27 protein-coding genes are annotated in these 24110 nt (G+C 45.7%); 20 read left to right on the top strand and 7 right to left on the bottom strand.

The genetic code is table 11. The features are described from left to right. Positions 1-38: 38 nt before the first annotated feature. The 3 genes from DWV34_RS00425 (at position 39) to DWV34_RS17935 (ending at position 2429) form a co-directional block, all read left to right on the top strand. Positions 39-320, top strand: a complete 282-nt coding sequence (locus DWV34_RS00425) for a hypothetical protein (RefSeq protein ID WP_009289221.1) — start codon at positions 39-41, stop codon at positions 318-320. After that, positions 311-1297, top strand: a complete 987-nt coding sequence (locus DWV34_RS17485; RefSeq protein WP_243000793.1) for a hypothetical protein — start codon at positions 311-313, stop codon at positions 1295-1297. Before DWV34_RS00425 ends, DWV34_RS17485 begins: the two co-directional genes overlap by 10 nt. A 61-nt stretch (positions 1298-1358) precedes the next feature. After that, entirely contained in the window at positions 1359-2429 is a 1071-nt protein-coding gene (locus tag DWV34_RS17935; RefSeq protein WP_006568738.1) for an InlB B-repeat-containing protein, read from the top strand. A gap of 186 nt (positions 2430-2615) precedes the next feature. Here DWV34_RS17935 and DWV34_RS00415 read toward each other — a convergent pair whose 3' ends face one another. The 3 genes from DWV34_RS00415 to DWV34_RS00405 are packed head-to-tail and all read right to left on the bottom strand — an operon-like array spanning position 2616 to position 4816. Then, complete coding sequence (locus DWV34_RS00415; RefSeq protein WP_006568737.1) at positions 2616-3275, bottom strand: CoA transferase subunit B; 660 nt, start codon at positions 3273-3275, stop codon at positions 2616-2618. Then, positions 3275-3994, bottom strand: a complete 720-nt coding sequence (locus tag DWV34_RS00410; protein ID WP_009289219.1) for a 3-oxoacid CoA-transferase subunit A — start codon at positions 3992-3994, stop codon at positions 3275-3277. Before DWV34_RS00410 ends, DWV34_RS00415 begins: the two co-directional genes overlap by 1 nt. A 27-nt stretch (positions 3995-4021) precedes the next feature. Continuing rightward, the gene (locus tag DWV34_RS00405) at positions 4022-4816 is read right to left on the bottom strand and encodes an enoyl-CoA hydratase/isomerase family protein (RefSeq protein WP_006568735.1); all 795 of its coding nucleotides are present in this window, start codon (positions 4814-4816) and stop codon (positions 4022-4024) included. A 242-nt stretch (positions 4817-5058) separates the two neighbouring features. Between DWV34_RS00405 and DWV34_RS00400 the strand changes: the two genes are divergently transcribed. From DWV34_RS00400 to DWV34_RS00355, 10 genes are all read left to right on the top strand, one after another. Further along, positions 5059-5829, top strand: a complete 771-nt coding sequence (locus tag DWV34_RS00400) for a Uma2 family endonuclease (RefSeq protein WP_006568734.1) — start codon at positions 5059-5061, stop codon at positions 5827-5829. A gap of 251 nt (positions 5830-6080) precedes the next feature. Further along, entirely contained in the window at positions 6081-6476 is a 396-nt protein-coding gene (locus tag DWV34_RS00395) for a PTS sugar transporter subunit IIA (protein ID WP_006568732.1), read from the top strand. Between the two features lie 22 nt (positions 6477-6498). Next, entirely contained in the window at positions 6499-6972 is a 474-nt protein-coding gene (locus tag DWV34_RS00390; protein ID WP_006568731.1) for a PTS sugar transporter subunit IIB, read from the top strand. Beyond that, positions 6969-7355 carry a PTS sugar transporter subunit IIA gene (locus DWV34_RS00385; protein WP_006568730.1) on the top strand — a complete coding sequence of 129 codons (387 nt, stop codon included), beginning with the start codon at positions 6969-6971 and terminating at the stop codon, positions 7353-7355. The genes DWV34_RS00390 and DWV34_RS00385 overlap by 4 nt, the downstream gene beginning before the upstream one ends. Positions 7356-7374: 19 nt before the next feature. Further along, complete coding sequence (locus DWV34_RS00380) at positions 7375-8541, top strand: iron-containing alcohol dehydrogenase (RefSeq protein ID WP_006568729.1); 1167 nt, start codon at positions 7375-7377, stop codon at positions 8539-8541. Positions 8542-8553: 12 nt separating this feature from the next. Next, entirely contained in the window at positions 8554-9048 is a 495-nt protein-coding gene (locus DWV34_RS00375) for a PTS sugar transporter subunit IIB (RefSeq protein ID WP_006568728.1), read from the top strand. Positions 9049-9059: 11 nt separating this feature from the next. Then, positions 9060-9851, top strand: a complete 792-nt coding sequence (locus DWV34_RS00370) for a PTS mannose/fructose/sorbose/N-acetylgalactosamine transporter subunit IIC (protein ID WP_006568727.1) — start codon at positions 9060-9062, stop codon at positions 9849-9851. 13 nt (positions 9852-9864) lie between these two features. Continuing rightward, entirely contained in the window at positions 9865-10674 is an 810-nt protein-coding gene (locus DWV34_RS00365; RefSeq protein WP_022261182.1) for a PTS system mannose/fructose/sorbose family transporter subunit IID, read from the top strand. 18 nt (positions 10675-10692) lie between these two features. After that, positions 10693-11571, top strand: coding sequence for a class II fructose-bisphosphate aldolase (locus tag DWV34_RS00360; RefSeq protein WP_006568725.1), 879 nt, complete (start codon positions 10693-10695; stop codon positions 11569-11571). Between the two features lie 12 nt (positions 11572-11583). After that, complete coding sequence (locus DWV34_RS00355; protein ID WP_006568724.1) at positions 11584-12639, top strand: zinc-dependent alcohol dehydrogenase; 1056 nt, start codon at positions 11584-11586, stop codon at positions 12637-12639. Positions 12640-12705: 66 nt separating this feature from the next. On the opposite strand, the gene DWV34_RS00350 is transcribed toward DWV34_RS00355, so the two are convergent. From DWV34_RS00350 to DWV34_RS17310, 3 genes are all read right to left on the bottom strand, one after another. Then, positions 12706-13674: a sugar-binding transcriptional regulator gene (locus DWV34_RS00350; protein WP_118475043.1), complete on the bottom strand. Its 969-nt coding sequence runs from the start codon at positions 13672-13674 to the stop codon at positions 12706-12708. 17 nt (positions 13675-13691) lie between these two features. Beyond that, positions 13692-14486, bottom strand: a complete 795-nt coding sequence (locus DWV34_RS00345; RefSeq protein WP_006568722.1) for an HAD-IIB family hydrolase — start codon at positions 14484-14486, stop codon at positions 13692-13694. 89 nt (positions 14487-14575) lie between these two features. Next, complete coding sequence (locus DWV34_RS17310) at positions 14576-14935, bottom strand: PTS glucitol/sorbitol transporter subunit IIA (RefSeq protein WP_006568721.1); 360 nt, start codon at positions 14933-14935, stop codon at positions 14576-14578. A 198-nt stretch (positions 14936-15133) separates the two neighbouring features. Between DWV34_RS17310 and DWV34_RS18055 the strand changes: the two genes are divergently transcribed. The 7 genes from DWV34_RS18055 (at position 15134) to DWV34_RS00315 (ending at position 22312) form a co-directional block, all read left to right on the top strand. Beyond that, a complete protein-coding gene (locus DWV34_RS18055; RefSeq protein WP_429757425.1) occupies positions 15134-15205 on the top strand; it encodes a putative holin-like toxin in 72 nt (23 codons plus the stop codon). A 429-nt stretch (positions 15206-15634) separates the two neighbouring features. Next, positions 15635-15769 carry a hypothetical protein gene (locus DWV34_RS17825; RefSeq protein WP_022261181.1) on the top strand — a complete coding sequence of 45 codons (135 nt, stop codon included), beginning with the start codon at positions 15635-15637 and terminating at the stop codon, positions 15767-15769. Then, on the top strand, positions 15720-18515 hold the full coding sequence (locus DWV34_RS00330) for an InlB B-repeat-containing protein (protein WP_022261180.1): 2796 nt from the start codon (positions 15720-15722) through the stop codon (positions 18513-18515). The genes DWV34_RS17825 and DWV34_RS00330 overlap by 50 nt, the downstream gene beginning before the upstream one ends. A 149-nt stretch (positions 18516-18664) precedes the next feature. Next, complete coding sequence (locus DWV34_RS17475) at positions 18665-18808, top strand: hypothetical protein (protein ID WP_227032275.1); 144 nt, start codon at positions 18665-18667, stop codon at positions 18806-18808. A gap of 155 nt (positions 18809-18963) precedes the next feature. Next, entirely contained in the window at positions 18964-21699 is a 2736-nt protein-coding gene (locus DWV34_RS00325) for an InlB B-repeat-containing protein (protein ID WP_227032278.1), read from the top strand. A gap of 151 nt (positions 21700-21850) precedes the next feature. Further along, on the top strand, positions 21851-22099 hold the full coding sequence (locus DWV34_RS00320; RefSeq protein WP_006568716.1) for a type II toxin-antitoxin system HicA family toxin: 249 nt from the start codon (positions 21851-21853) through the stop codon (positions 22097-22099). Positions 22100-22102: 3 nt separating this feature from the next. Further along, entirely contained in the window at positions 22103-22312 is a 210-nt protein-coding gene (locus DWV34_RS00315; RefSeq protein ID WP_006568715.1) for a type II toxin-antitoxin system HicB family antitoxin, read from the top strand. A gap of 169 nt (positions 22313-22481) precedes the next feature. Here DWV34_RS00315 and DWV34_RS00310 read toward each other — a convergent pair whose 3' ends face one another. Beyond that, positions 22482-24041: a ClC family H(+)/Cl(-) exchange transporter gene (locus DWV34_RS00310; RefSeq protein WP_006568714.1), complete on the bottom strand. Its 1560-nt coding sequence runs from the start codon at positions 24039-24041 to the stop codon at positions 22482-22484. Between the last annotated feature and the right edge of the window lie 69 nt (positions 24042-24110).

The raw sequence follows: 24110 nt of genomic DNA, 5'->3' as shown, positions 1-24110 counted from the left end.
GAAGTGGGAAAATTTTAAAACAGGGGGATAAAGAAAAGATGAAAAAGAAAAGACAAATCTGGATATTCGCTGTGGCATTGGTCATGGCTGCAGTTCAGGGAACTGTTTTTGCAGGAACTCAGGATGTAGAGAGTTCAGTGGAAGGCATAACAGAAACAACAGAAGCTGATCAGAGGTTGGATACAGTAGTACTTATGAAAACTGTAAAAGAGCAGATTCCGAATGAACAGCAGGAAGAACATGAGATTAAAAGGAGCAGAATCAGTCAGATAGAGAAGCCTGTAAAAAAACGGCTGACGGCCAGACATTATTGGATGTAAGCAAAGGAAGTGCTATTATTAAAAGTACCGGAGCGACCGGGGGGGGGGGTACAAGCAGTGAGACATCTTTAAACCCTCTGGGCTACCGGATTATCGGAAAAACCACTTCATATTATATAAAAGTCGAAGCAGGAGTCACGACAGATATTACATTGGACAATGTCAGTGTCACCAGCAACAGCGGAAGCAAAAACTGCATGGACGTTTCACATGCCAATGTGACAATTACATTGGTGGGGAACAACATGCTTTCTTGTGGTGTACAGAACTATGGAGCCTTAGTGAAAGAAGGCATGGATAAAACTGAGCTTATCATTCAGTGTGAACATGCAGGAGAGAAGGGGCATCAGTGCGATAAAGACACCTGTGGTTCTTTGGAGGCAAAAGGAACCAAAATGCATACAACGGCCATCGGAAATATCATTGCAAACAGAACAGTAAAGGAAGAATCCGGATTTTCCAATCTGACCATCAAAGGCGGTATTGTTAATGCACAGGCAGGAGAACATAACTGTGCCATCGGCGCAGCCTGCGGAAGTTATGCCAATGGGGGAACCGATACAAAACAATATGCAGAAAATATTCGCATAGAGGGAGGTATCATCACTGCGAAAGGGGGAACCCTCTGCGCAGGCATCGGAGGAGGAAAGGTAACTCCGGTAGACGGAATCTATATTACGGGAGGAACAGTTTATGCGTCCGGAGGGAAATATTCTCCCGGTATCGGGTCCGGTGGTGCTGAGACGACGGAGTCAGAATGGGAGAAAACACCGGAGGGCTTCAATGTTTCCAACATCGTTATCAGCGGAGGCAGCACGCTGGTCAAAGCTGTCGGTGACAAGAATACATCTATGCCGGGAATCGGATGCGGTAAATACGGTACGAAGACACCAGGTACTGCGACAAACATATGCGCAGTCCCGGACTCTGGCTATCAGGGCTACATCCAGGACGGGACTTCTGAGAACAGAGTATGATTTTACAGAGGAATCCCCATTTCAGGAGCAGCAGGATATTAAGGTAGATAAATATTTTACGATGGTTTACTTTGGTCCATTCCGGGATGAAAATAAAATTGATCTGGACAGCAGAGAACAGCTGGGTGCGAACCATGTGATCAGCAAAACCGGCGGTGAAGGGTTTACTGACGAACAAATCAAAGAACTGACGAAAGCAAACGGGAAAGACAAGGACGGCATTCCATTTGATCTGGAAGATTTTACACTGCCCGACAGGGATCAGATCAATGTCATCAATGAGGCCAAGAAAAACGGAGAGATTGGTGACTATCCTCTGACAATCGCAACAGAACAGGGCACTCAGGTAGTCATTACAGTCTCTTTGAGAGGAAATGGAACGGATGTGACGGCTCCGGACAGCGGAACTGCATCCGGCATGGTAGGGGCTAATAATGTGGAAAAAGAGACCGGAGGAGAAGGTTTCGGAGTAGAAGAAATAAAAGAGCTGTGCGGTGTAAAGGGCAAAGACAAGGATGGGAATAATTTAAAGCTGGAAGATTTTAAGATAGACGAAGAACAGCTGAAAGCCATCAACCAGGCAAAAACATCAAAGAATACAGGGAAATTTCTATTGACCTATGAGACACCGGAAGGGGAAAAAGTGACAGTGGAAATCTTGCTTACTGGAACAGTGGAAGTATCCTTTGACACAGATGGAGGCAGCGAACCGCCCCAAATGCAGACCGCGGACAGCGGAAAGAAGGTACAAAAACCTGAAGATCCGGTAAAAGCGGGTTATGTATTAGAAGGCTGGTATTATACAGACAAGGATGGAAACGAAACAGAATGGAACTTTGGAGATCCGGTGTATGAAAATATGACGCTGAAAGCAAAATGGAAAGAAGAGCCTAAGAGAACAGAATCAACATCGGAGGAATCTGGGACAACTGCGGAGAATGGGTTTGAGACAGAAGAAAACGAAGACAGGACAGTAAAGAAACAGGCACCTAAATGGGAGTATCAAAAAAGAGTAAGAAAGAAGACAGAGCCTATGGCAAAGACCGGAGATTCGGCAGATATACAATTCTTGATTCTGATTCTTGGAATTTCATTGGTGGGCATTCAGGTAATAAAGAGAAGCAGGGAATAGAATTATAAATAACAGGCAGCAAATTTTTAGAATTTTGCTGCCTGTTTCCAAAATAAAAATTTATTACTGCCGTTTATGCCGCGCATTTGTTTGATAGGTGCTTATCCAGCAGATATTACGTCCATTTTCTGCATGATTGGAGTGAGGCATTATAAGTGCCGAACGGAAATTATGTAGAAATTGCCATTATTCCATAACTCCCACTTCATCAGGCACGATCACATCAGCCTCTGTGCAGGCGAGAATGTCTTCCACCGTATAGCCGGGAGCTAATTCTCTGAGGACCAGCCCCTCGTCCGTCACCTCAAAATAACACCGTTCGGTTACGATGTCAGTGACACATTTAGCTCCGGTCAGAGGAAGAGTGCACTTTTTTAGGATCTTAGAAGCGCCGCTCTTTTCACAGTGATCAGTAGCAACAATAATCTTTTTTACACCGGCGCAGAGATCCATTGCGCCGCCCATGCCCGGGGCAAGTTTGCCGGGAATGGTCCAGTTGGCTATATTTCCTTCCTGATCTACCTGCAGCGTTCCGAGTACGGTTGCGTCAACATGGCCGCCGCGGATGAAAGCAAAAGAAGTCGTGTGGTCACAAATACTGCCTCCTTTGATGATGGAAGCAGGCTGGCCTCCCGCATCAATAATATCCGGATCTGCATCCTCCCACTTTGGTGTGGAACCGCAGCCGACAATGCCGATCTCGGCCTCCAGCCAAAGTTCTACACCCTCCGGCAGATAGTTGACACACATCATGGGAACCCCGATTCCTAAATTAACAAAATCTCCGTCTTTAAAAAATCTCGCACAACGGGATGCGATCAGTGCACGTCCAGTAAGTCCTGCCATTACTTTCCACCTCCTTCTGCTTTTGCTCTCGCACGCTGCCACATCGGACAGAAAGGTTTCTTTTCGCCGGTTCTTACGTAAACCATATCGATGATTGGAGCAGGCACATCAATATCATCAGGACCTAATTCTCCTACTTCAACCAATTCTTCAACCTCGACAATGACGATATCTGCTGCAAAAGCCATGTAGCTGTTAGTGGCTCTTCCGGTGTATCGGAAAGCGATATTTCCGATCGTATCGGCTTTCCATGCCTTGATCAGAGCAACATCTGCGTGGAGCGGAAGCTCCAGGAGATATTCTTTCCCATCAATGGTCAGTTTCTGTTTTCCTTTCTCGATATCTGTTCCCACGCCTGTGGGAGTAAGGCAGCCGCCCAGACCTGCTCCGCCGCAGCGGATGCGTTCTGCAAAAGTACCCTGTGGAACAAATTCTACATTTAACTCACCCGCAAACATTTGATCACGGGCTTCCGGATTCAGACCGATGTGGGTTGTAATCAGATCCTTTACCAGCTTTTCGTGGATCAGCCTTCCGAGTCCCTGGTCAGGCATACCGCCGGATACAGCGATAGCGGAAATGTCTTTTACCCCTTTTTCCAGCATTCCGGTAATCAGCTCTTCTGCAGAGTGCTCTCCATGCCAGTCGCCAAACATGATCGTCTGGCCGTCATGGAATTTTGCGATTGCTTCTTCTTTAGACACTACTTTTGAGATCAATATCGTTACCTCCTTTCAGTGTGCTGCCTATTTTCCCTGGAACTCAGGTTTCCGTTTTTCCATGAATGCAGAACAGCCTTCTTTGAAGTCTTCTGTATTGGAACACTCATGCTGCGTTGGGATTTCCACATCATCCAGATAGCGTTCGTAATCAGAGAATGCCGCAGCATAGATCTGTTTCTTGATATTTTTATAGGATACCTGTGGTCCGGATGCTAATCTTTTGGCAAATTTGTAAACTTCCGCATCCAGATCTTCTTTTGCAGTGACTTTATAAACAAAACCAAGGTCTTTGGCCTCCTGGGCATCTACAGGACGTCCGGTGGCACACAGTTCCATCGTCTTTTTTTCGCCGATCTCTTTTGCAAGAAGATAAGCACCGCCGGTATCCGGAACGAGCCCGATGTTTACAAATGCCATAATAAACTTTGCGTTGTCTGCCGCAATGATGAAATCGCCGGAAAGAGCAAGACTGAAACCTGCACCTGCCGCAGCGCCGCTGACTGCTACAATGACCATCTTACTCATGGATTTCAGGCCATTTGTAACCTTTCCAACTTTGCCGATGAGTCCGTCCATATTGATGTCGCCGCCGCTTTTGATCAGGTCATAAAAATAGCCGATATCACCGCCGGCCGAAAATGCTTTCGGTGCGCCCTTTAATACCACAACCCTGGCATCCGGATCTGACTCAGCCTTTTCTACGGCATAAATCAGTTCATCTGCCATCTGTTCGTCGATGGCATTTAAGTTTTTCGGATAGTCCATTGTTATAGTCGCAATTCCGTCTGCCACATCATAATGCAGTTTCTGAAGTTCCATCGCAGTCCCTCCTTTTTGGGGTATAAAATTGTATGGATACGATCGACAAAATCCTCCTTTCCAATGTCTTTATAGTCCGTTCTTAATATGAGTTGATAACTATATTTTACTCCTAATGACAGATAAAAACAAGAATAATCAGACTTTTTAATGGCATAAATATGGAGAAAAAGCGGTTGTTTTACGGATATAAAGCGGTTATAATTTAAGTGTGGTGTATGCGGCATTGAAGGAGGGGTTCTATGACGATGGAAGAAATGAAACAAAGGAAAATAGAATTAGGGTATTCTTACGAGCAGATTTCAGTATTGTCGGGAGTACCTGTAGGCACAGTGCAGAAAATCTTCGGGGGAGTCACAAAATCTCCCAGATATGAGACACTGAGAGCGCTGGAAAAAGTCCTTAACAGGGAATCCGAAGCAGAACTGGGAGAATCGGCAGATTATATTTCGGGCAGTACTGCGGAAAACTGCACCATTTCAGATTATGATGCTATTTCTGCGGACAGAAGGATCGAACTGATTGACGGGATTATCTACGACATGGGAGCTCCGACCTATGTCCACCAGATGATCGCCGGACAGCTGTACCGCAGAATATATGATTTTATTGACAGGCAGGGAGGAGACTGTATCCCCCTCCAGGCACCCCTTGACGTACAGCTGGATTGTGATGACAAGACAGTCGTACAGCCGGACATTATGATCGTATGCAGCCGCGATAAGTTCAGAGAGGGCAGAATTTTAGGAGCACCGGACTTCGTCGCCGAGATATTGTCGGAGTCAACAAAAAAGAAGGATCTGACGATCAAGTTAGGAAAATACACAGAGGCCGGAGTGAGAGAGTATTGGATCATAGATCCGGATAAAAAAAGGATACTGGTTTACGATTTAAAACAGGACGCAGACCTGAGCATCTATGGATTTGATGAAACAGTTCCGATGGGGATCTTTCAGGGACTCTGTGAGATAGATTTTACAAAAATCCATGAGGCCATCAAGATATTTAAATAAGAAAAGAAGACAGGCAGAACAAAGGGCCGGAACATGCAGCAGTGTTCCGGTCCTTTGTCGTATAATTAGAGAATTTATTTTTATTAAAAAGACCACAAATAAAAATAAAGAACACCCTCCCTGGCAGATATTACGTCCATTTTCATCAGTTCGAATGCAAGCCGCAGAACTGGTGAAAATGTCATAACACACTAAGTTGGCATGGTTTTTGCTCTATATATAAATGACAAACACGAAACGGAGGTGAACTTATGATTGGAGTACTATTGGTAACCCATGGAAACTTCAGCGAGGCGATTATCAAGAGCATGGAGCTTGTCTTTGGCAGGCAGGAAAAGCTTGAAGCGCTCACGCTGAATCATGGGGATGATGTGGAGGAATTGACGCGACAGGTGAAAGAAAGAGCAAAAGAGCTGGACGACGGCGAAGGAGTCCTTGTATTGGTGGACTTGCTCGGAGGCAGTCCGTGTAACGTGACGGCGTCCTGTTTGAAGCAGGAAGGCCTTGAGTGTGTCACAGGATTAAATCTTCCTATGCTTATCTCAGTCCTGGAAGAACGGGAAGACGGCACCCTCCGCAGCATGCCAAAAGTAGCTATGGAAGCTGGTAAGACAGGTATTGTCAATGTGAAACAGCTCATCGGATGATAGAAAGGAAGCTGTGATCGATATGAAATATTTTCGGGTGGATGAGAGGCTGATCCATGGGCAGGTTCTGCTGAAATGGCTAAAGAAGACAGGATGTGAGAGGCTTTTTATCGTGGACAACCAGGTGGCAGCAGATCCTGTGATCCAAAGTGTGCTGAAGATGTCGGTGCCGGGGAATGTGAAAGCGGAATTTTTGACGGTAATTGAAGGACGGACGAAGATCAGAGAGGATACAGAAGACATTTTTATACTGATCAAAGAACTGGAGACAGTGTGCAGACTGGCCGATGCGGGAATTTTGACAGAATCCGTCAACATTGGCCGGCTCCCTTATATGAGGGGGAAGAAAAAAATTTGTGACAATGTTTTTATCGGAGAAAAGGAGGGGGAAGAGATGATGCGGCTGCTGGACCAGGGAACGAAAATATTTGTTCAGATGGTCCCGGACAGTGAACCTGTCAGTCTGACAAGAGAGATGATTCGAGGTGAAGTATGACAAAACTATTGCTTTTGACCCACGGGTGCTGGGGTGAAGAATTGATAAAGTCGGCGGAACTGGTCGTGGGAGAGATCCGCGATGCAGAGGCATTTGCCCTGGAACCGGAGGATGCGCTGGCTGACTACATGGAAAAGATCAGGGTGGTGATTGAAAAGAGCAAAGGGCAGGATATCCTGCTGATCTCGGACTTAAATGGGGGAACAACTTCTAACGTGGCGGCTGTTTTCAGCAAGACCTATGAAAATGTACATGCCCTCTGCGGTCTGGGAATGGAAATGCTCATAGCGGCCGAAGAACTCAGGGAAGAACTGAGCGGGAAGAAACTTGCAAAAGAGGTGCTTTCCTGGGGCAGGGAAAAGAACAGAGACTTAGAGGAATAAGGAGGAAGAAAAGAATATCATGCAGAACTTCAGATTTATCTGTCCGACGGATTTTATCTTCGGAAAAGACACAGAGAACAGCGTGGGGGAAGAAATTAAAAAGTACGGCAAAAGGATCCTGCTTCACTATGGAGGAGGACATATCAAAAAAAATGGCCTGTATGACAGGATCATCCGTTCTTTGAAGGCAAATGAGATTGAATACGTGGAACTGGGCGGCGTGAAAGCCAATCCGGATGTGGAAATGGTGAGAGAGGGCATCAGGCTTTGCAGGGAAGAGAAACTGGACTTTATCCTGGCGGCAGGCGGAGGGAGCGTTATTGATTCCGCAAAGGCCATTGCCATGGGAGTTTCTTATCCGGGGGACGTGTGGGATTTCTTTGTGGGAAAAGCACAGATTGAAGAGGCACTGCCTGTCGGAGTGATCCTCACGATCCCAGCGACAGGAAGCGAGGCCAGCAATACAACGGTTGTCACGAACTCTGAGGGAGGACATTCCAAGAGGGCCGCATCCGGAGACAACATTAAACCGGTGTTTGCCATCATGAATCCGGAACTTACCTATTCTCTGCCGGCTTACCAGACAGCGGCAGGAGGGGTGGATATTTTCTCACACGTGGCAGAGCGGTACTTTACACTGGAGCCGGACTGCGGTTTCACAGACAGGCTTTGCGAGGCCACGATGAAGACAGTGATCGGCTGTCTCCCGGAAGTGCTTAGCCACCCTCAGGAATATGCGGGCCGGGCAGAAATCATGTGGACCGGGACCATTGCCCACAACGGGATTTTGGGAGTGGGAAGAAGCGAGGACTGGGGCAGCCATATGCTTGGACACGAAATTACGGCTTTCTATGGTCTGACACACGGAGCTACCTTATCCATCATCATCCCGAACTGGATGGAGTATGTGTACAAGACAGATGTGACCCGTTTTGTGAAATATGCGGTGAATGTCTGGAACGTGGAAAACAACATGGATCATCCTGAAAAGACGGCTCTGGAAGGCATCAGAAGGACACGGGATTTTTTCCGGTCTGTGGGTATGCCGGTAACATTGGAAGAAGCAGGAATCGACGGTGACAGAATCGAAGAAATGGCAGAGAACTGCACGAAATACGGTCCGGTGGGAGGCTTTGTAACACTTAGGAAAGAGGACTGCATGGCAATCTATGAAAAATCAAAATAGGAGGGATAGCATATGGCGAAGATATCATTGGTAAGGATTGACAGCAGACTGATCCACGGACAAGTAATCACCAAATGGCGCAAGATACATAAGGTGACAAAAATTATTATCGTAGACAATGAACTGGCAAAAGATGATTTTATGATCCACATCTATGAGGCGTCCGCGCCTAAAGATGTAAAAGTAAAAATCTATGACATCCCGAAAGCCGTAAGGCTCTGGGAAAAGAACCAGTATAAAGATGGAGAAGTGATGCTTCTGTTTAAGGACATTAAAACATGTCTGGAACTGTACAAACAGGGTGTGCCGATGGAATATGTCCAGCTGGGCGGACTGCCCAAGGCATCGGATAAAAAGGTGATCCTGAGAGCGGTTTCGCTGGGAGAAGAAGATATCTCTCTGCTCCGGGAATTTGATCAGAGCGGGGTGGAAGTTGCGGTCCATATCGTGCCGGAGGAAGTGAAAATGCCGTTTGCCGAGATTGAGAAAAAATACAGAGAAAGTTAGGAGGGAAAGATATGAATTTTGTAATTGCCGTTTTTGTGGGTATATGGTTTTGGTTTGCGGGAGGAGCACCGGGCTATACCTTTCATTATGTGCTGAAACAGCCTTTGGTTATGGCACTTCCTATCGGCCTGCTGATGGGAGATGTGCCTCAGGCCATGATGATCGGTGCCGCCATTGAACTTGTATATGTAGGAATCATCTCCCCGGGAGCAAATGTTCCGGCGGATGAATGTCTGGCGGGTGTGATCGCTATACCCATCGCCATGAAAATCGGCGCTGATCCGGCTACTGCGGTAGTATTGGCCGTGCCGTTTGGGGTTCTGGGAGTTTTCCTGGACCAGTTAAGAAGAACCGTCAATGCACGGTGGGCCCATGTCGCCGATAAATATGCCCTGGCAGGGGATGAAAAAGGACTGTTCCGGTGTGCTGTTATTTATCCGATGGCAGTGGGATTCCTGATGAGATTCCCGCCAGTGTTCATCGCCAACTATTTCGGAGCGGACGTTGTGGAGAAATTCCTGAATGCCATGCCTCAGTGGATCATCCACGGTATCTCAGTAACAGGAGGCGTGCTGCCTGCCCTTGGTTTTGCGATCATTTTGTTCGTCATCGGGCAGAGATCCCTGCTTCCGTTCTACTTCATGGGATACTTTGCAGTTCAGTATTTAAAGATCAACACGATGGCAGCCGCGGTTTTTGGAATCTGTATTGCGCTGGTTATTTTATTTATGAAGAACGACGGACAGGAAGAGATCATGCAGCGGGTGAAGAAACTTCAGATCTGTGACGACGATGACGAATAGGGAGGAGGTACCTATGGAAAACAAAGAAATCACCAAAAAGGATATAAGGAAAGCGTATCTGCGCTGGTACAATACTGTGGAAGTGTCCAATTCCTATGAACGTATGCAGACCGTGGCGTTCTGCTATTCAATCTCAGGAATCTTAAAGAAACTCTATGACAAAAAAGAAGATTATGTGAAAGCTCTTCAGCGGCACCTGAACTTCTTTAATACCCAGGGTATCTGGGGTTCTCCGCTGCTGGGAATCTCCATTGCTATGGAGGAGCAGAAGGCAAAGGGCAGCGAAGTGGCAGACGAGGCCATCACAGGTATCAAGACAGGGCTGATGGGGCCTTTGGCCGGCATCGGCGATACCATTGACTGGGGAACATGGAAGCCGCTGATCTTTTCCCTGGCAGCAGGCTTCAGTGCAAAAGGAGGAATTGCAGGATTTTTCATATGTTTCATGTTTGCAGTCATCCCGTTTATGGAAGGATTTTACCTGACCAACCTTGGATATAAACTCGGAAGAAACGCGGTATCCATGCTGCTGGAGTCCGGATGGATCAAACAGCTGATCACAGGTTCCAGTATTCTCGGACTGTTTATGATGGGAGCGTTGTCAGCCAGTACAGTAAAATTGGAAATTCCGATCAAGTTTGCCATGGGAGGTTCCACGACCACGGTACAGGCCATTTTAGACAGTATTCTGCCGGGACTGCTTCCGCTGCTTTTAATCGTAGGGATCTACATATTCTTTAGGAAAAAAGGACAGAAATTCGGAAGAGTGGTATTTGCTCTTCTTGGATTGTGTCTGCTTGGTTCAGCAATCGGATTATTTTAAATTAGGAGGAGATAAAACATGATCATTTCAATGGCGGATATTTTAAAGAAAGCAAAACAGGAACATTACGGCGTGGCTGCGCCCAATGTATTTAACGATAAGACAATAGAAGCTGCATTTCAGACTTCCGCAGAATTCAAAGCGCCGGTTATTCTAGACGGCGCCGGATGCCATGGGATTGAGGAACTGGCTTATATCAGCAGATTTTATGAGAGAAGATACCCGGAGGCGTGCGTGGCGCTGAATCTGGACCACGGCGGGGCGTATGAGGAGATCATGCTCGCCATCCGAAGCGGATTTAGTTCCGTTATGGTAGACCGCTCCGAACTTCCTTACGATGAGAATGTACGGGAAGTAAAAGAAATCGTCAAGGCAGCCCATGCGGTGGGTGTCTCTGTGGAAGCGGAACTTGGGCATGTGGGACAGGGATTTGAATATGAATCAACCAGAGACTCCGGGCTTACAGACAAAAAAGAAGCATTAAGTTTTATTGAAGAGACAGGAGTTGACTGCCTGGCTGTGGCTGTGGGGACTTCTCATGGAGTATATAAAGGGACTCCGCATCTGGAATTTGAGCTCTTGAAAGAGCTGAGTGAGAGCATTGAGATTCCATTAGTGCTTCACGGCGGTTCCGGCACCGGAGATGAGAATTTGAAAAAAGCAGTAGAGACAGGAATCCAGAAAGTCAATCTGTTTACAGATTTGAGTGCGGAGGGAGTCGTTTCCCTGAAATCTTATCTCGGAGTGAACTTTGACCACATACCGAAGGATGCTGAAAAGGGAGAGTTTGGAAATTTGAATGCTAACCTGTACGATGCCATCGTGGAAGGGACAAAGGGCTGGAAGACGGCGCTGAAACATTATGTAGAATTATTCGGAGGAACGGACCGGCTGTAAAGGAGGATATCAATGAGTATAGAACAGATGAAGTTTGCGTATTTAAAAGAAAAAGGATGCGCCCTGACAGGAGTGAGGAAGATCCCGGATATGGGTCCTGATGATGTGCTCGTAAAACAGCTGGTCTGCAACATTTGTACCACAGACTACGGGCAATGGCTGGGACTCAGGGAACATCAGGGCTATCCAATGGCCGGGGGCCATGAAGGCTCCGGTATCGTCGAGGCGGTTGGAAGCGGTGTGAAGGATTTAAAACCGGGAGATCATGTGGCTGTCGCATATAACTCATGCGGGAAATGCGAGGCCTGCCGGAGGGGCCATGAGGGCCAGTGTACCAGCGCGGATTACAAAAACCTGACGGAAGACGGATACAGGGGAAATTTCGGATTTGCAGATTACAATGTGAGGAGCGCCAGAAATCTTGTGAAAATGAACCCGGAACTTCCTCCCTCAGAAGCAGCTTTTCTGGAACCACTGGCAACCGTGTGCAAAGGAATCTCCAAACTGCGGCTGGAACCTCAGGAGACGGTAGTTGTCATCGGAGCGGGGACTATGGGGCTCGTCAATGCGCAGGCTGCCAAGGCCAAAAATTGCAGGGTCATTGTGACGGAACTGATGGAAAAGAAGCTTCAGGCAGCCAGAGATATGGGATTTGAAGTCATCGATGTGAGCAAAGAAGACCCGGTGGAAAAGGTAAAAGAACTGACGGATCAAAAGGGAGCGGACGCTGTGATCGTGGCCGTGGGAAACACAAAGGCAAACACCCAGGCAGCAGAGCTTGTGAAGGAGCTGGACGGACGGATTCTCATGTTTGCCGCAGGCTATCCCGCTCCGGAGATCGAACTGGATTCCAATGTGATCCATTACCGCAGAATGGAATTGATCGGCACCTTTGGAGCGGACATGAAAGACTTTTTCAAGGCGGCCGAACTTTTAAATACCGGAGCTGTGGATGTATCCAAGCTGGTGGAACCGGAGAAGTTTCTTCTGGATGATATACAGAAGGCATATGAACATGCATCTGTTCCGGGAATGTACAGAGTCAGTGTTTTATTGAATGAAGAATAGATTGTAGCAGATAAAAATATAGGTGTTCTTTTGATTAAGAATGCCTGTATTTTTATGTTATAAAACTTAATCAACAAGCAATGCCTTTGCACAATCCACATCCATAATCAGGATATTTGCAAAATTTCCCCTGATACAGCTTTTTACCGCAGCGGCGTTTCCCGCCCCGCCTGTGATCAGCAGCTTATGTTCTACATTTTTATAGGCTTCTGCCGAGATTCCTGCAATCTTGCGGTTATATTCATCAAAAGGCTCTGTATTTCCATTTTGGTCAAGGAATCGAAGGATAAGATTGCAGACGGCACCGTTTTTCTTGAATCTGTCCAGCTGATCATCGGAGACATATCCCAGCTTTTTCACAGTCTCATACATGGAACTGGCAATATTCATACCGGAAATGACAATATCTAATTTTTCAAAGTAATCAAAGATAAAGCGTACCGCTTCCCCTTTTAAAAATTCGTTCATCAGATTTTCATTAGAGAAGACTGCGGGAGAAAAGAAAGACACATAGTTTCCGCCATATTTTTCGGCCAAAGCTTCCGCCACCTGATTGGACTGTACCTCTTCCATCCCGGTAGTATGCTGGCTGATGCCTCCGACCAGAGGAACAAAGGTGCAGTTTCTATGAAACGCTTCATGGCTCGTTTTTGCCAGATTCCTAATACTGGATCCCACAGATACTCCGACATAATCGCCGTCTTTTAACAGACGGTTCAGATAGTCAGCTGCCCGTTCGTTCAGTTTTGAGATACGCTCTGTCTTGGAATCCAGAGGGCTGCTTTCTGCTACGACAACATCTTTTAAGTGATATTTCTTTTTTAATTCTTCTTCCAGATCCTCATACATATATTGTGCCAGATGGCGTACTTTTATTTCCACTATTTCAAGTTCGCGTCCGGTTTGAAGCATTCTTGAGACAGAGGATTTTGAAATTCCCAGGTGTTTTGCAATCTGACTTTGTCCCATATGTTCTTCGTAGTAAAGACTGCAGCACTGGTAGATTAATCTTTCATCGTCTATGATTTTTCTCATGATTGAACCCCGCAAAGCTAAATAAGACCGAGTTTTTTGCAGCCGTTATAGATTCCATTTTCCGCAACAGTATCCGTTGTAAATGCCGCATAAGGATCCAATCCTTTGTAGTGACGTCCCATGACAATTCCCGTTCCCACAGTTTTTATCATGGAGACATCGTTATCACCGTCTCCGAATGCGTAAGTTGATTGAATTGGAATTCCTAAAGCATCCATCATGGTACGGATGCCGGAACCTTTATCGACCCCGACCGGTGTGGCATCTGTAAAATGATACCGGATATGTTTTGCCAATTCAAACCGGGAGGAAAGGTGTGCTTTCAGGAAATCATAGTCTTCATCATGATCATAAAAAAAGGTCAGTTTATTAATCCGGCATTTCTCTTTGGTATCCCACGGCAGCACCCAATGGTCTTTGACATCAAACACATATTTAAAAAACTGATAGCTTTCCTGCTCCATGCCGTCGCAATAGGATTGTGTTTCTCCATCCATCAGAAGCACGATATTTCTCGGTGCACAAATCTGCCTCAGATTCTCGATTTCAGATTCTGTGATCTCTATGCTCTGAATGACCTCTCCGTCAATCTCTACATAGGCACCCACTCCGGTTACATAACCATTGAAGTATTCTTTTACATCTTCGGAAAATTGCTTTGTTCTGCCTGTACAGATACAGACAGCGTATCCGTTTTCTCTCAGCTTTGTTAAAGCTTCTTTTGTGGAATCGGGCATCTGAAAAATACCGTCCACTTCATCAATCAATGTTCCGTCGTAATCAAAAAATACAATTCCTTTATAATCTTTCACTATCTTTCCTTTCTCCGCAGGTTATCATAGAATTTTTTTAGAAATCAGAATCTGAGGCGTTGGGTATTTCTGCAAACAAATGAGTTTGATTATTTGACGCTGATTTTTGCTCCGTTTTTAATACATGTCTCGGGATATCCAATACCTGAAAGCATGATAGAATCCGGTGTTGCCGGTGTGTGTTTTTCTGAAAAATTCATCGTGCAGGTACCGCGTGTCTGTAATTTTTCGTTTACATTTGCACCGAGACCTACGATACGGAATGAACTGCTGCCAATTTCTATCCTGTCACCCTTTTTTAGATCTTCTGACGGACGGCCTTCATATGACACAGAATAATCTGCTAAATCAGTGGGTCTATCGTTCGGTCTGAAATCAACCTGATTTGAAGCCCTTAATAATCCCATTACTTCTGAACCTGTTTCTGTTATGACTGCATTCCACTTCATAATTTCATACCTCTTTTCTATATACTTTGATGTTATAGTTTCAGGTAATCCATCTTCCGGAAGTTTTTGAATTACTTTATAATTGTATTTTATTATCTCACAATCTTTAGAACAAGTGATTTTGTTGAAATTATGCTTAAGTGGGATTTGGGGAACTGGAGAATAGAAATTAATTTCTATTGAAGAAAGAGAAGGGAGATGATGGAAATGGATACATACCAAGTTTTAAGCCTTTTATTTTTAGGCGGTACGTTCCTGATCGCATGCTGACCTACATTGATAGGAATAAAAAGCGAAAAATCAAAGTTGGCCTGCCCGCTTTGCGCGCCACATACAATTTGCCGAAGGCAAATTGTATCCTTATGCATCTGTGTGCATTTCGCAAAGTGTTTTTTATTTATAGAGAGGATTTTTAATTTTCTCTATAAATAAAAAATACCTACCCTGTCGGCAAACGGGATTGGCGCGTCCTTTTATAGGACGTAAAAAACCCTAAAGGCTTCCACTTTGTGGGCGGCGGCTCTTTTCTTATAATTTATTGTATATGATATTTTTTACGCAAAAAGGAATGTAATTGTTTGATGGAAAGGAGACTATCTAACTTTTTATCATGTCCGGATTTCTTATAAAGTCAAAGAAAAATGAAATGTCCAAAAGAAAGTACACTTGAGGACGTAAAAAGAAAGGACGGAGAGAACAATGAAAAAGCAATGGATAAGATGTCTGGCCGCAGTTTCTCTGATCGTGACCATAGGGACCGGAGCAGGAACTGTTCTGAAAGCCCATGGAGAGGAAATGGCTGGAAAATCCGGGGGGGGGTATTTCCAGAATTGAGGAGCTGACCCCGGAAGAGCAAGTGGGAAGCGAGGCCGGTACAGCCACAGAGCAAAGCAGTACAGAAGAGGAAAAACCGAAGGAAATCCAAGCTTCCGGTAAAACTGCCGCGGCTAAAAAGAAAACCAAAGGGAATCTTAAAAAGCAGCTGGCAGATAACGGACAGACCTTCCTTGATGTGAGCAAGGGAGATGTCCGTATTACATTAAGTGGAGCGACGGGAGGCGGACTTCAGCAAAGTGAATCAAGCTTGAATCCGAAGGGATACTGGATCACCGGGACTACGACCTCCAATAACATTGAAGTATCAGAAGGGGTAAAAACAGATATTACTCTGGAGGATGTAAGTATTACCATAGGTAAGGCAGATACAACAACAACGAAAAGAGACTGTATCAATGTATCTCATGCAGACATAACGTTGACCTTGATCGGGGATAACAAGCTAATATGCAATACGGGTTCATCTGTAACCGGGTTCTTTGTAAATACCGGAAATGCTCTGACAAAGGATGGGATGGACGGTAGTCTGACACTCCAGTGTGAACACGCAAATGAAAAAGGACATAAATGTGACAAGTCATGCGGTTCTCTGCTTGCTAAAGGGAATCCTGAATTATGGCATGTGGGAGCAATCGGAAGTACACTGCGGAATATGCAGAAAGCAAAAGAGAGCGGATTTGCCAATTTCACAATTCGGGGAGGCAATATTGAAGCCTTGGCAGGTATCCATTCTCCAGGCATCGGTTCTGCATGTCTTTCCGAGAATTCGAGCGGAGTCTATATTTCAGGCGGAAGAGTAGAAGTTTACGGAGGAGGACATGCTCCTGGAATTGGAGCGTCAAATGATGGAAGAAGCAGAGAAACAAAAAATATTGAGATCAGCGGAGGGGATACAGTCGTCATTGCGGTGGGTGACAAAGAAACCGGGATGCCGGGCATCGGAGCCGCAAGCGGAAATGATTATGTCTCCAATGTGACAGCAGCTCCGGACTTTGGATATCAGGGTTATATCCAGGATGGTATTTCCGAGACAGAATATACATTTGCGGACGGAACTCCATTTAAAGAAAAGACGGATATCCGGGTAGGACAATTTTACACGATGGTCTATTTCGGACCGTTCCGTGATACCAATGAAATAGAAAAGAATACGAAGGATCAGATTGGAGCTAACCACGTGATCAGTAAAACCGGGGGAAAAGGTTTTACGAAAGAACAGTTAAAAGGATTGACGAAGGTAACAGGGAAAAATGAAAATGGAATCGATTTTAATACATCAGATTTAACCTTTACCAGAGAAGATCAGATCCAGGCGATCAATGCGGCAAAGACTTCAGGAAAAACCGGAGAGTTTCCTCTGACCTTTGCAACACCAAATGGGACAGAGACGACGGTCACGATATATCTGAAAGCGGACGGGACTGATTCCGCTTTGATGGACCCGGAACAGCCTGAGCCAACGATCGGGGCAGACGATTTTTGTCAGGATACCGGCGGAGAAGCACTCAGTGAGGAGGATGTCAGGAAGCTTGCATCGGTGCAGGGAAAGAACTCTGATGGAACGACCTATCCGTTGGACGAGTTTACAGCAGATGCCGGTCAATTAGAATTGATCAATCATGCCAAGACAGCAGGAGAAAGCGGAAGTTTTGAACTGACCTTTACTTCTCCGGATGGAAAAAAAGCCACTGTGGAAGTAGTATTGAAAACTTATGATGAGATCACAGTTAATGAGACGACCGGAGAGCAGATCAAAGGACTGGATATCATTGGAAAGACCGGGGGAAAAGCCTTTACAAAAGAACAGCTGATAAAGCTTTCGGATGCCACGGCCCTAAATGGAGACGGTTCTGCCATTGCAGGAACAGAATTAGTAATTCCGGATGAGAAACAGGTCAAAGCAATCAATGGAGCCAAGACTAATGGGAAAACCGGAGATTTTCCGCTGACCATAGAGACGCCGGGCGGGACAGGAATTACGATCCGGGTGTATCTGAGAGACAGCGGAACGGATGAGACAAAAAATGGAGAGCAGCGAGGAAGTCTCGGCGCTAATGATACTGCACAGCTTACCGGAGGAATTGGCTTCAGTGAGGAGGAAATTACAAAACTTTGCAAAGCCAAAGGGAAAAATAAATACGGTAATAATGCAGCAGTGATCGTGGATAAAGGACAGCTGGGAACAATTAATGAGATCAAGAAAGCAGGAAAGACCGGAGACTTTCCACTTACCTTTTCTCTGGAGGACGGTACGAAAGCGGAGGTAACCGTTACTTTGACGGGAAATCACACAGTAATATTTGATTCAAACGGAGGAGATTATCACCCGGACGACCAGATTGTTGCAGGCGGCAGTCCTGCGGCAGAACCGAGAGAGCCGAAAAAAGAAGGGTATGTGTTTGAAGGCTGGTATTATACGGATGAAGACGGCGGGCAGAAGAGATGGGATTTTGCAGATCCGGTGAACAGCAGTATGACCCTGAAGGCCAGATGGAAAAAGATTCCCGAAGCTGCTTCAGGGGAGGAAAAGGATTCCACAGCAAGTCAAGACAGGACAGGATCAGAGAATCATGATAAGGACAAGTGGAAGTACGGCGAAGTTAAGGGAAATAAAGAGACAGACAAAAACAGAGGTGCGGATACAGCAAAGACAGGAGAGGACGGGAAACTGATTTGGCTCCTTGGTTGTACAGCAGGCAGTTGTATCTTTGGGTGGAAAAAGAAAAAAGCAGGTTTATCATAAATATAGTGGAAAAGGGGCAGAGCAGTTTTTAGTTCTGCCTTTTTAAATCTTTGTCTAACCATCTGTGAGATATGATTTTCTTATAAAGGTTAAACAAATAAAATATGCCTGGAAAGCGCGCAAAGGGCATGAGAAAGGACGGAGAGAGAATGAAGAAACCATGGATGAAACGATTGGCGGCTGTTTCTTTGACTTTAGCTTTAGAAACAGGGGCAGGAACACTGCTCAGAGCATATGAAGAGGAAATATCTAGAAAAACCGGGGGGGGGGTATTTGTGAAATACAGGAAATAGCCCCGGAAAGTGAAACACAAGATACAGGAGGGGAAACTTCTGGAACCACAGAGACCCCAGAACAGACACAGCCGGGAAGTACGGAGAATACGGAAGAACAGCCAGCAGTAAAGGAAGAGACAGACAGCACGGAGACAGAGAAAGAAACTGTTTCGGTGAAAAATCCAGTCAAAAAAGCGGTACAGAAAAAGAAGCTTGCTCAGAACGGACAGACCCTTCTCGATGTAGGACAGGGAGATATCCGGATCACGGAACACGGAGCCGAGGGCGGAGGACTGCCGGAAAATGAGACAGCCCTGAACCCGAAGGGATACTGGATTACGGGAACAACGACTCAATATAATGTAATAGTGGAAAAGGATGTCACTGTTGATCTTACTTTAGACAATGTTGACATCTCTTGTGATACCAAAAAAATGGACTGCATCAACGTTTCCCATGCGAATGTCACGATAACACTCAGAGGGAAAAATCAGCTTTTGTGTAATTCCGGCGGAAACGGAAATGGTTTAGAGGGCTGCGCGCTGGCAAAAGACGGCATGGACGGAAGCCTGACCATACAGTGTGAATTGGCAGACAGAAAAGGGCATAAGTGTGATTTGTCCTGCGGTTCATTGTCAGCCAAAGGAAATTCCAGTATTAAGCATGCGGGATCTATCGGAAGTACCGTACGAAATACATATCGTTCTGGTACAACCAAAGAAGAGATGGGGTTTGCAAACTTTACGATCAAAGGAGGAAACATAGAGGCCTCCGGCGGAGATCACTGTCCGGGCATCGGCTGTGCCTGTGTCAGTGAATATTACAGCAGCGGCTATGGATATACAAAGAATATCAGAATATCCGGAGGAAATGTTACTGCCACAGGTACTGCTTATGGTTCAGGCATTGGTTCTGGCTATGGAAGCAAGGTTGAGAGAGTTTATATTACCGGGGGAACTGTTATGGCCAGGGGAGGTTATCGGGCTCCGGGAATTGGGGCATCAGATTGTGGCATTTACACCCAATCCGCAGAGACTGTGGATCTTGAGATCAGCGGTGGAGATACAGTGGTAACAGCGGTCGGTGACCAGTCTACGGATATGCCCGGAATTGGAGCTGCATTGGGACTGGATTACGTAAAGAATGCAAAGGTTATTCCAAAAGAAGGGTCTCAGGGTTATATTCAGGATGGAGAGTCAGAAGATAATTACTTATTTTCAAATGATACTCCATTTTCAGAAAAATCAGAGATTAAAGTTAAAAAGTTTTTCACAATGGTATATTTTGGTCCTTACCGGGATTCCAATGGAATCGATCAGGATACAAAAGAGCAGCTGGGAGCCAATCATGTGATCAGCAAATCGGGAGGCGATGGATTTACCCAGGAACAGATAAAAGCATTGACCAAGGTGACGGGGAAACATGCAGATGGTTCTACGATCCCTGGCAGTGAGATACTCTTTGATGATCCAAGCCAGCTGGAAACAATCAATCAGGCAAAAAAGGCGGGAAAGACTGGGGAATACCCGCTGACATTTTCCACAGAAAACGGCACGAAAGTGACGGTTACCATTTATCTCCGGAGCGAGGGGACAGATTCAGCAGAATTGGATGTGCAGAATCCGTCTTCTGTGATCGGTGCAAACAGTTTCCAGTCAGAATCCGGAGGACCGGCTTTTACAGAGCAGGAGGTCAAAGAACTCGGTAAGCTGAAAGGGAAAGATAAGGACGGAAACAATATACCTTTTGATGACATAAAACTTTCCAAGGAGCAGCTGGATCAGATCAATGATGCCAAGACAGCCAATAAAAACGGGTCATTTACACTTACCTTTGAAACTCCGGATGGCAAAAAGGCAGAAATCACAGTCACTTTGACCGGAGGGCGCGACGTGACAAACGTGACAGAGAGCGGGGATAAGATCATGGCGAATCATGTGATCAGCAGTACAGGGGGAAAAGGTTTTACAGAAGCCCAGATAAAGGTTCTCACTGACCTGGCAGGAAGCAAAGATGACGGTACGCCGTACACGATAGATGAACTGAGTTTTTCTGATGCTAAACAGTTGGAAAAGATCAATAAAGCTAAGACATCAGGCAAGACCGGAGACTACCCATTGTCTTTTCAGACACCCCAGGGGACAGAGATTACCGTTACGGTATATCTGAGAAAAGAGGGCAGTGATAATGCCGAATACCGTCTGGAAGCTCCTTCGGCATCCATCGGAGCAAATGACACGGTCCAGCCGACCGGAGGCAAAGCTTTTACCGAGGATGAGATCATAAACCTGTGCGGTGCAAAGGGAAAGGATAAAGATGGGGTCGATGCCCGGATCACTGTCAATAAAGAACAGCTGGATGTGATCAATGGAGTGAAAGCAGAGGGAAAAACGGGAAGTTTTGATCTGACTTTTTCTATGCCGGATGGTACAGGGGTAACAGTTAAGGTAACCCTGACAGGGGAACATAAGGTATCTTTTGATTCAAACGGAGGAAGCTATACCCCGGATGTCCAGAAGATAGAAGGAGGAAAGCAGGCAGCCAAACCCAAAGATCCGAAGAAAAGAGGATATACTTTTGAGGGCTGGTTTTATACAGATGAAAATGGAATTGAGACTGTATGGGATTTCAGCACACCGGTACATCAGGATATGACATTGAAGGCCAGGTGGAAAAAAGCAGCGGAACAATCAAATGTACAGGAGATGGGGGAAACATCAGGAGACAAAAAAACGAAAAACAAAAAGGATGAAAGCTGGAATTATAAAGAGCTCACTAAGAACGGCACAGAAACGGCATCATCGGCAAAGACCGGGGATGAGAACAGAGTGCTGTGGCTGTCCGGATGTATAGCCGGTGCAGCTGGTATTTTATTCTGGAAGAGCAGCCGGAGGCGGAAGAGAAAGTAAAATTATAGAAGGGGATAACTTATGGTATTATCTGTAAGTTATTCCTCTTTTGTATATACAAGAATAGTAAAAATATGGTAAAAATAGATGTGCGGATATATAGGTCAGCAGATATATTATTTTTGTAATATCAAATAAAGGAGGTATTACAATGCCATCAGTAGAAAAAATAATTAGTGATATAATATGTGCTGAAAAAAACAGCAATATTAAGTTTAGAGATTTGCAAAGGGTGCTTGACGTTATGGGTTTTAGATGTAGAATAAAAGGAGACCACTTTATATATTATAAAGACGGAATTAATGAAATTATTAATATACAGCCAAAAGGAAATAAGGCAAAACCTTACCAAGTAAAGCAAATTAGAAACTTGATTCTGAAATATAAGTTGGAGGTATAGCTAATGTTTAAATATGAAATTATTATATACTGGAGTAAAGATGATGATTGTTATATAGCCGAAGTGCCGGAACTTCCCGGATGTATGGCTGATGGAAAAACACAGGAGGATGCACTGTACAATGCCCAGATCGTGATCAAAGAATGGATTGAAACGGCAAAAGAAATGGGCAGGGAAATTCCGGAGCCTCAGGGGAAACTGATGTATGCTTAGCAGAATCATGACTGCTTATTATATTTGTGTTTAACTCTTGCAAAATATTTCTATAAGGGGCTGTAAAATAAGCCCTTAATTAAGAATCGCCAGTTCCGGCAGATGTCGGAACTGGCGATTCTTCGCTTTCATATTCACTATTTAACGAAATTCTTGATTATAAAAATGTCTATCCCGCCGTAATCTCTCCGCAGATAAGCTGGAAGCTTTCCGTCACCATTCCCAGGTAGTCTTCCTCCACCAGGACAACTAGCGTATCGCCGGAGTGTACCACGGTGCTTCCTTTGGCGATGATCTCTTCCTTGCCCCGGCTGATGGTGACGATCAGGCAGTGTTCCGGCCAGGCCACATCTTTGATTTTTTTCCCTACAGCAAGGCAGGTTGTTCCGACAACAAAACTTGAGAGTACTTTACCCTCTGCGGCATCCGTTGTTTTTAATCCCTTTTTTGCGAGAATGCGGCCCAGAAGACTCTCGTAGATCGGCTCGCTTTTCAGAAGATGGGCAATCACATAGGCAGTCAGTGACACAACGGCCAGGGAAAGAAAGTGTTCAAATGTCCCTGTCATTTCCGCAATCAGAATGACGCCGGTGATCGGGGCCCTGACGATGGCAGTGAAAAATCCGGCCATAGCAAGGATAATAAAGTTGATGATGTAATCCTGACTGATGCCTGTAAGTCCTGTGACGGAGGTTCCATAGATGGAACCAATGTAGGCACCAAGGATCAGGAGAGGGAAGAAGATGCCTCCCGGTGCTCCGGAGCCAAAGCTGACTGCCGAAAACAGAAACTTTCCAAGGAGAAGAAGCACCATAGACCCGATCAGGAGATGGCCGCTCTCCAGGCGTGTAATCATGGCATGGCCTCCTGCGAGTACGGAAGGAAGGCAGTAGCACAGCACACCCGATACTAGGAACGGGATTACGGTCCTGTACTCCGGTTTCAGGAAGGAAAGTTTTTTGTAAATATCCTGACCCTTCAGCATGACACAGTTGTATAAGGCCCCGGCAGCGCCGAGGATGATCCCGAGCAGGATCAAAAGGCCGTAGTATTTAAGCGGAAGGGCAGATTTCAGCTGAAACTCAAACACCGGAGACAATCCGAATACATTTTTAGAGATAAAATCCGAGGTCAGGGCACCGGCGGTGACACAGACCAGCATGGAACTGTTAAAGTTCTTCTGAATTTCTTCCAGAGCAAACATAATGCCTGCCAGAGGCGCGTTAAAAGCAGCGGCCAGACCCGCGCCGGAACCGCAGACTTCCATGATCCTTTCTTTTGTCTTGCTCTTTCCTGTGATCTTTGCAAGTCCTTTGGCGGCCATAGCGCCCAGCTGGACAGAGGGGCCCTCGCGTCCAAGGGACAGACCGCCGAGGATCGAGAGAGTGCCGCCTGTGATCTTTGTGATCAGTACGCTGACCCAGTTTTGACTTATGTATCCTTTCATCTCCCCCTGTACCTGGGGGATACCGCTTCCGGAGCACATTTCATCCCATTTGACCAGTCTTCCTACGATCAGACCCAGGATAATCAGAACGGCAAACCAGCCTGCAATATAGAAGGCGTTTCCCTTTGTAAAGTCTATGATGCGGAATAAAAGAGACTCCGCGTGATTTAATAAAATACGGTAGATGACGGCAATACAGCCGGCAAATATCCCCACCAGGAGTCCGTCGAATACAATCGAGATGGACAGAGAGTGGGGATTTTCCATTTTTGAAGTTTTCATATGCGACAATCCTCCTTTGTCATATTTATCTTATCACAAGATGTGCCAAAGAAAAAGGAATCTGCGCAT

The organism is Anaerostipes sp. AF04-45 (assembly GCF_003461725.1).
Lineage (GTDB): Bacteria > Bacillota > Clostridia > Lachnospirales > Lachnospiraceae > Anaerostipes > Anaerostipes caccae.
The sequence above is the reverse complement of the archived record's forward strand: the minus strand, read 5'-3'. Positions and strand labels throughout refer to the sequence as shown.

Excerpts from the sequence above, each read along its gene's own strand:
- DWV34_RS00390 (WP_006568731.1), top strand. The coding sequence starts at position 6,499 with ATGAAATATTTTCGGGTGGATGAGAGGCTGATCCATGGGCAGGTTCTG.
- DWV34_RS17475 (WP_227032275.1), top strand. The coding sequence starts at position 18,665 with ATGAAGAAACCATGGATGAAACGATTGGCGGCTGTTTCTTTGACTTTA.
- DWV34_RS00320 (WP_006568716.1), top strand. The coding sequence starts at position 21,851 with ATGCCATCAGTAGAAAAAATAATTAGTGATATAATATGTGCTGAAAAA.
- DWV34_RS00395 (WP_006568732.1), top strand. The coding sequence starts at position 6,081 with ATGATTGGAGTACTATTGGTAACCCATGGAAACTTCAGCGAGGCGATT.
- DWV34_RS00385 (WP_006568730.1), top strand. The coding sequence starts at position 6,969 with ATGACAAAACTATTGCTTTTGACCCACGGGTGCTGGGGTGAAGAATTG.
- DWV34_RS00330 (WP_022261180.1), top strand. The coding sequence starts at position 15,720 with ATGGAGAGGAAATGGCTGGAAAATCCGGGGGGGGGTATTTCCAGAATT.
- DWV34_RS00425 (WP_009289221.1), top strand. The coding sequence starts at position 39 with ATGAAAAAGAAAAGACAAATCTGGATATTCGCTGTGGCATTGGTCATG.
- DWV34_RS00355 (WP_006568724.1), top strand. The coding sequence starts at position 11,584 with ATGAGTATAGAACAGATGAAGTTTGCGTATTTAAAAGAAAAAGGATGC.
- DWV34_RS00380 (WP_006568729.1), top strand. The coding sequence starts at position 7,375 with ATGCAGAACTTCAGATTTATCTGTCCGACGGATTTTATCTTCGGAAAA.
- DWV34_RS00315 (WP_006568715.1), top strand. The coding sequence starts at position 22,103 with ATGTTTAAATATGAAATTATTATATACTGGAGTAAAGATGATGATTGT.
- DWV34_RS00400 (WP_006568734.1), top strand. The coding sequence starts at position 5,059 with ATGACGATGGAAGAAATGAAACAAAGGAAAATAGAATTAGGGTATTCT.
- DWV34_RS00415 (WP_006568737.1), bottom strand. The coding sequence starts at position 3,275 with ATGGCAGGACTTACTGGACGTGCACTGATCGCATCCCGTTGTGCGAGA.
- DWV34_RS17935 (WP_006568738.1), top strand. The coding sequence starts at position 1,359 with ATGGTTTACTTTGGTCCATTCCGGGATGAAAATAAAATTGATCTGGAC.
- DWV34_RS17825 (WP_022261181.1), top strand. The coding sequence starts at position 15,635 with ATGAAAAAGCAATGGATAAGATGTCTGGCCGCAGTTTCTCTGATCGTG.
- DWV34_RS00350 (WP_118475043.1), bottom strand. The coding sequence starts at position 13,674 with ATGAGAAAAATCATAGACGATGAAAGATTAATCTACCAGTGCTGCAGT.
- DWV34_RS00370 (WP_006568727.1), top strand. The coding sequence starts at position 9,060 with ATGAATTTTGTAATTGCCGTTTTTGTGGGTATATGGTTTTGGTTTGCG.
- DWV34_RS00310 (WP_006568714.1), bottom strand. The coding sequence starts at position 24,041 with ATGAAAACTTCAAAAATGGAAAATCCCCACTCTCTGTCCATCTCGATT.
- DWV34_RS00375 (WP_006568728.1), top strand. The coding sequence starts at position 8,554 with ATGGCGAAGATATCATTGGTAAGGATTGACAGCAGACTGATCCACGGA.
- DWV34_RS00360 (WP_006568725.1), top strand. The coding sequence starts at position 10,693 with ATGATCATTTCAATGGCGGATATTTTAAAGAAAGCAAAACAGGAACAT.
- DWV34_RS00405 (WP_006568735.1), bottom strand. The coding sequence starts at position 4,816 with ATGGAACTTCAGAAACTGCATTATGATGTGGCAGACGGAATTGCGACT.
- DWV34_RS17310 (WP_006568721.1), bottom strand. The coding sequence starts at position 14,935 with ATGAAGTGGAATGCAGTCATAACAGAAACAGGTTCAGAAGTAATGGGA.
- DWV34_RS00365 (WP_022261182.1), top strand. The coding sequence starts at position 9,865 with ATGGAAAACAAAGAAATCACCAAAAAGGATATAAGGAAAGCGTATCTG.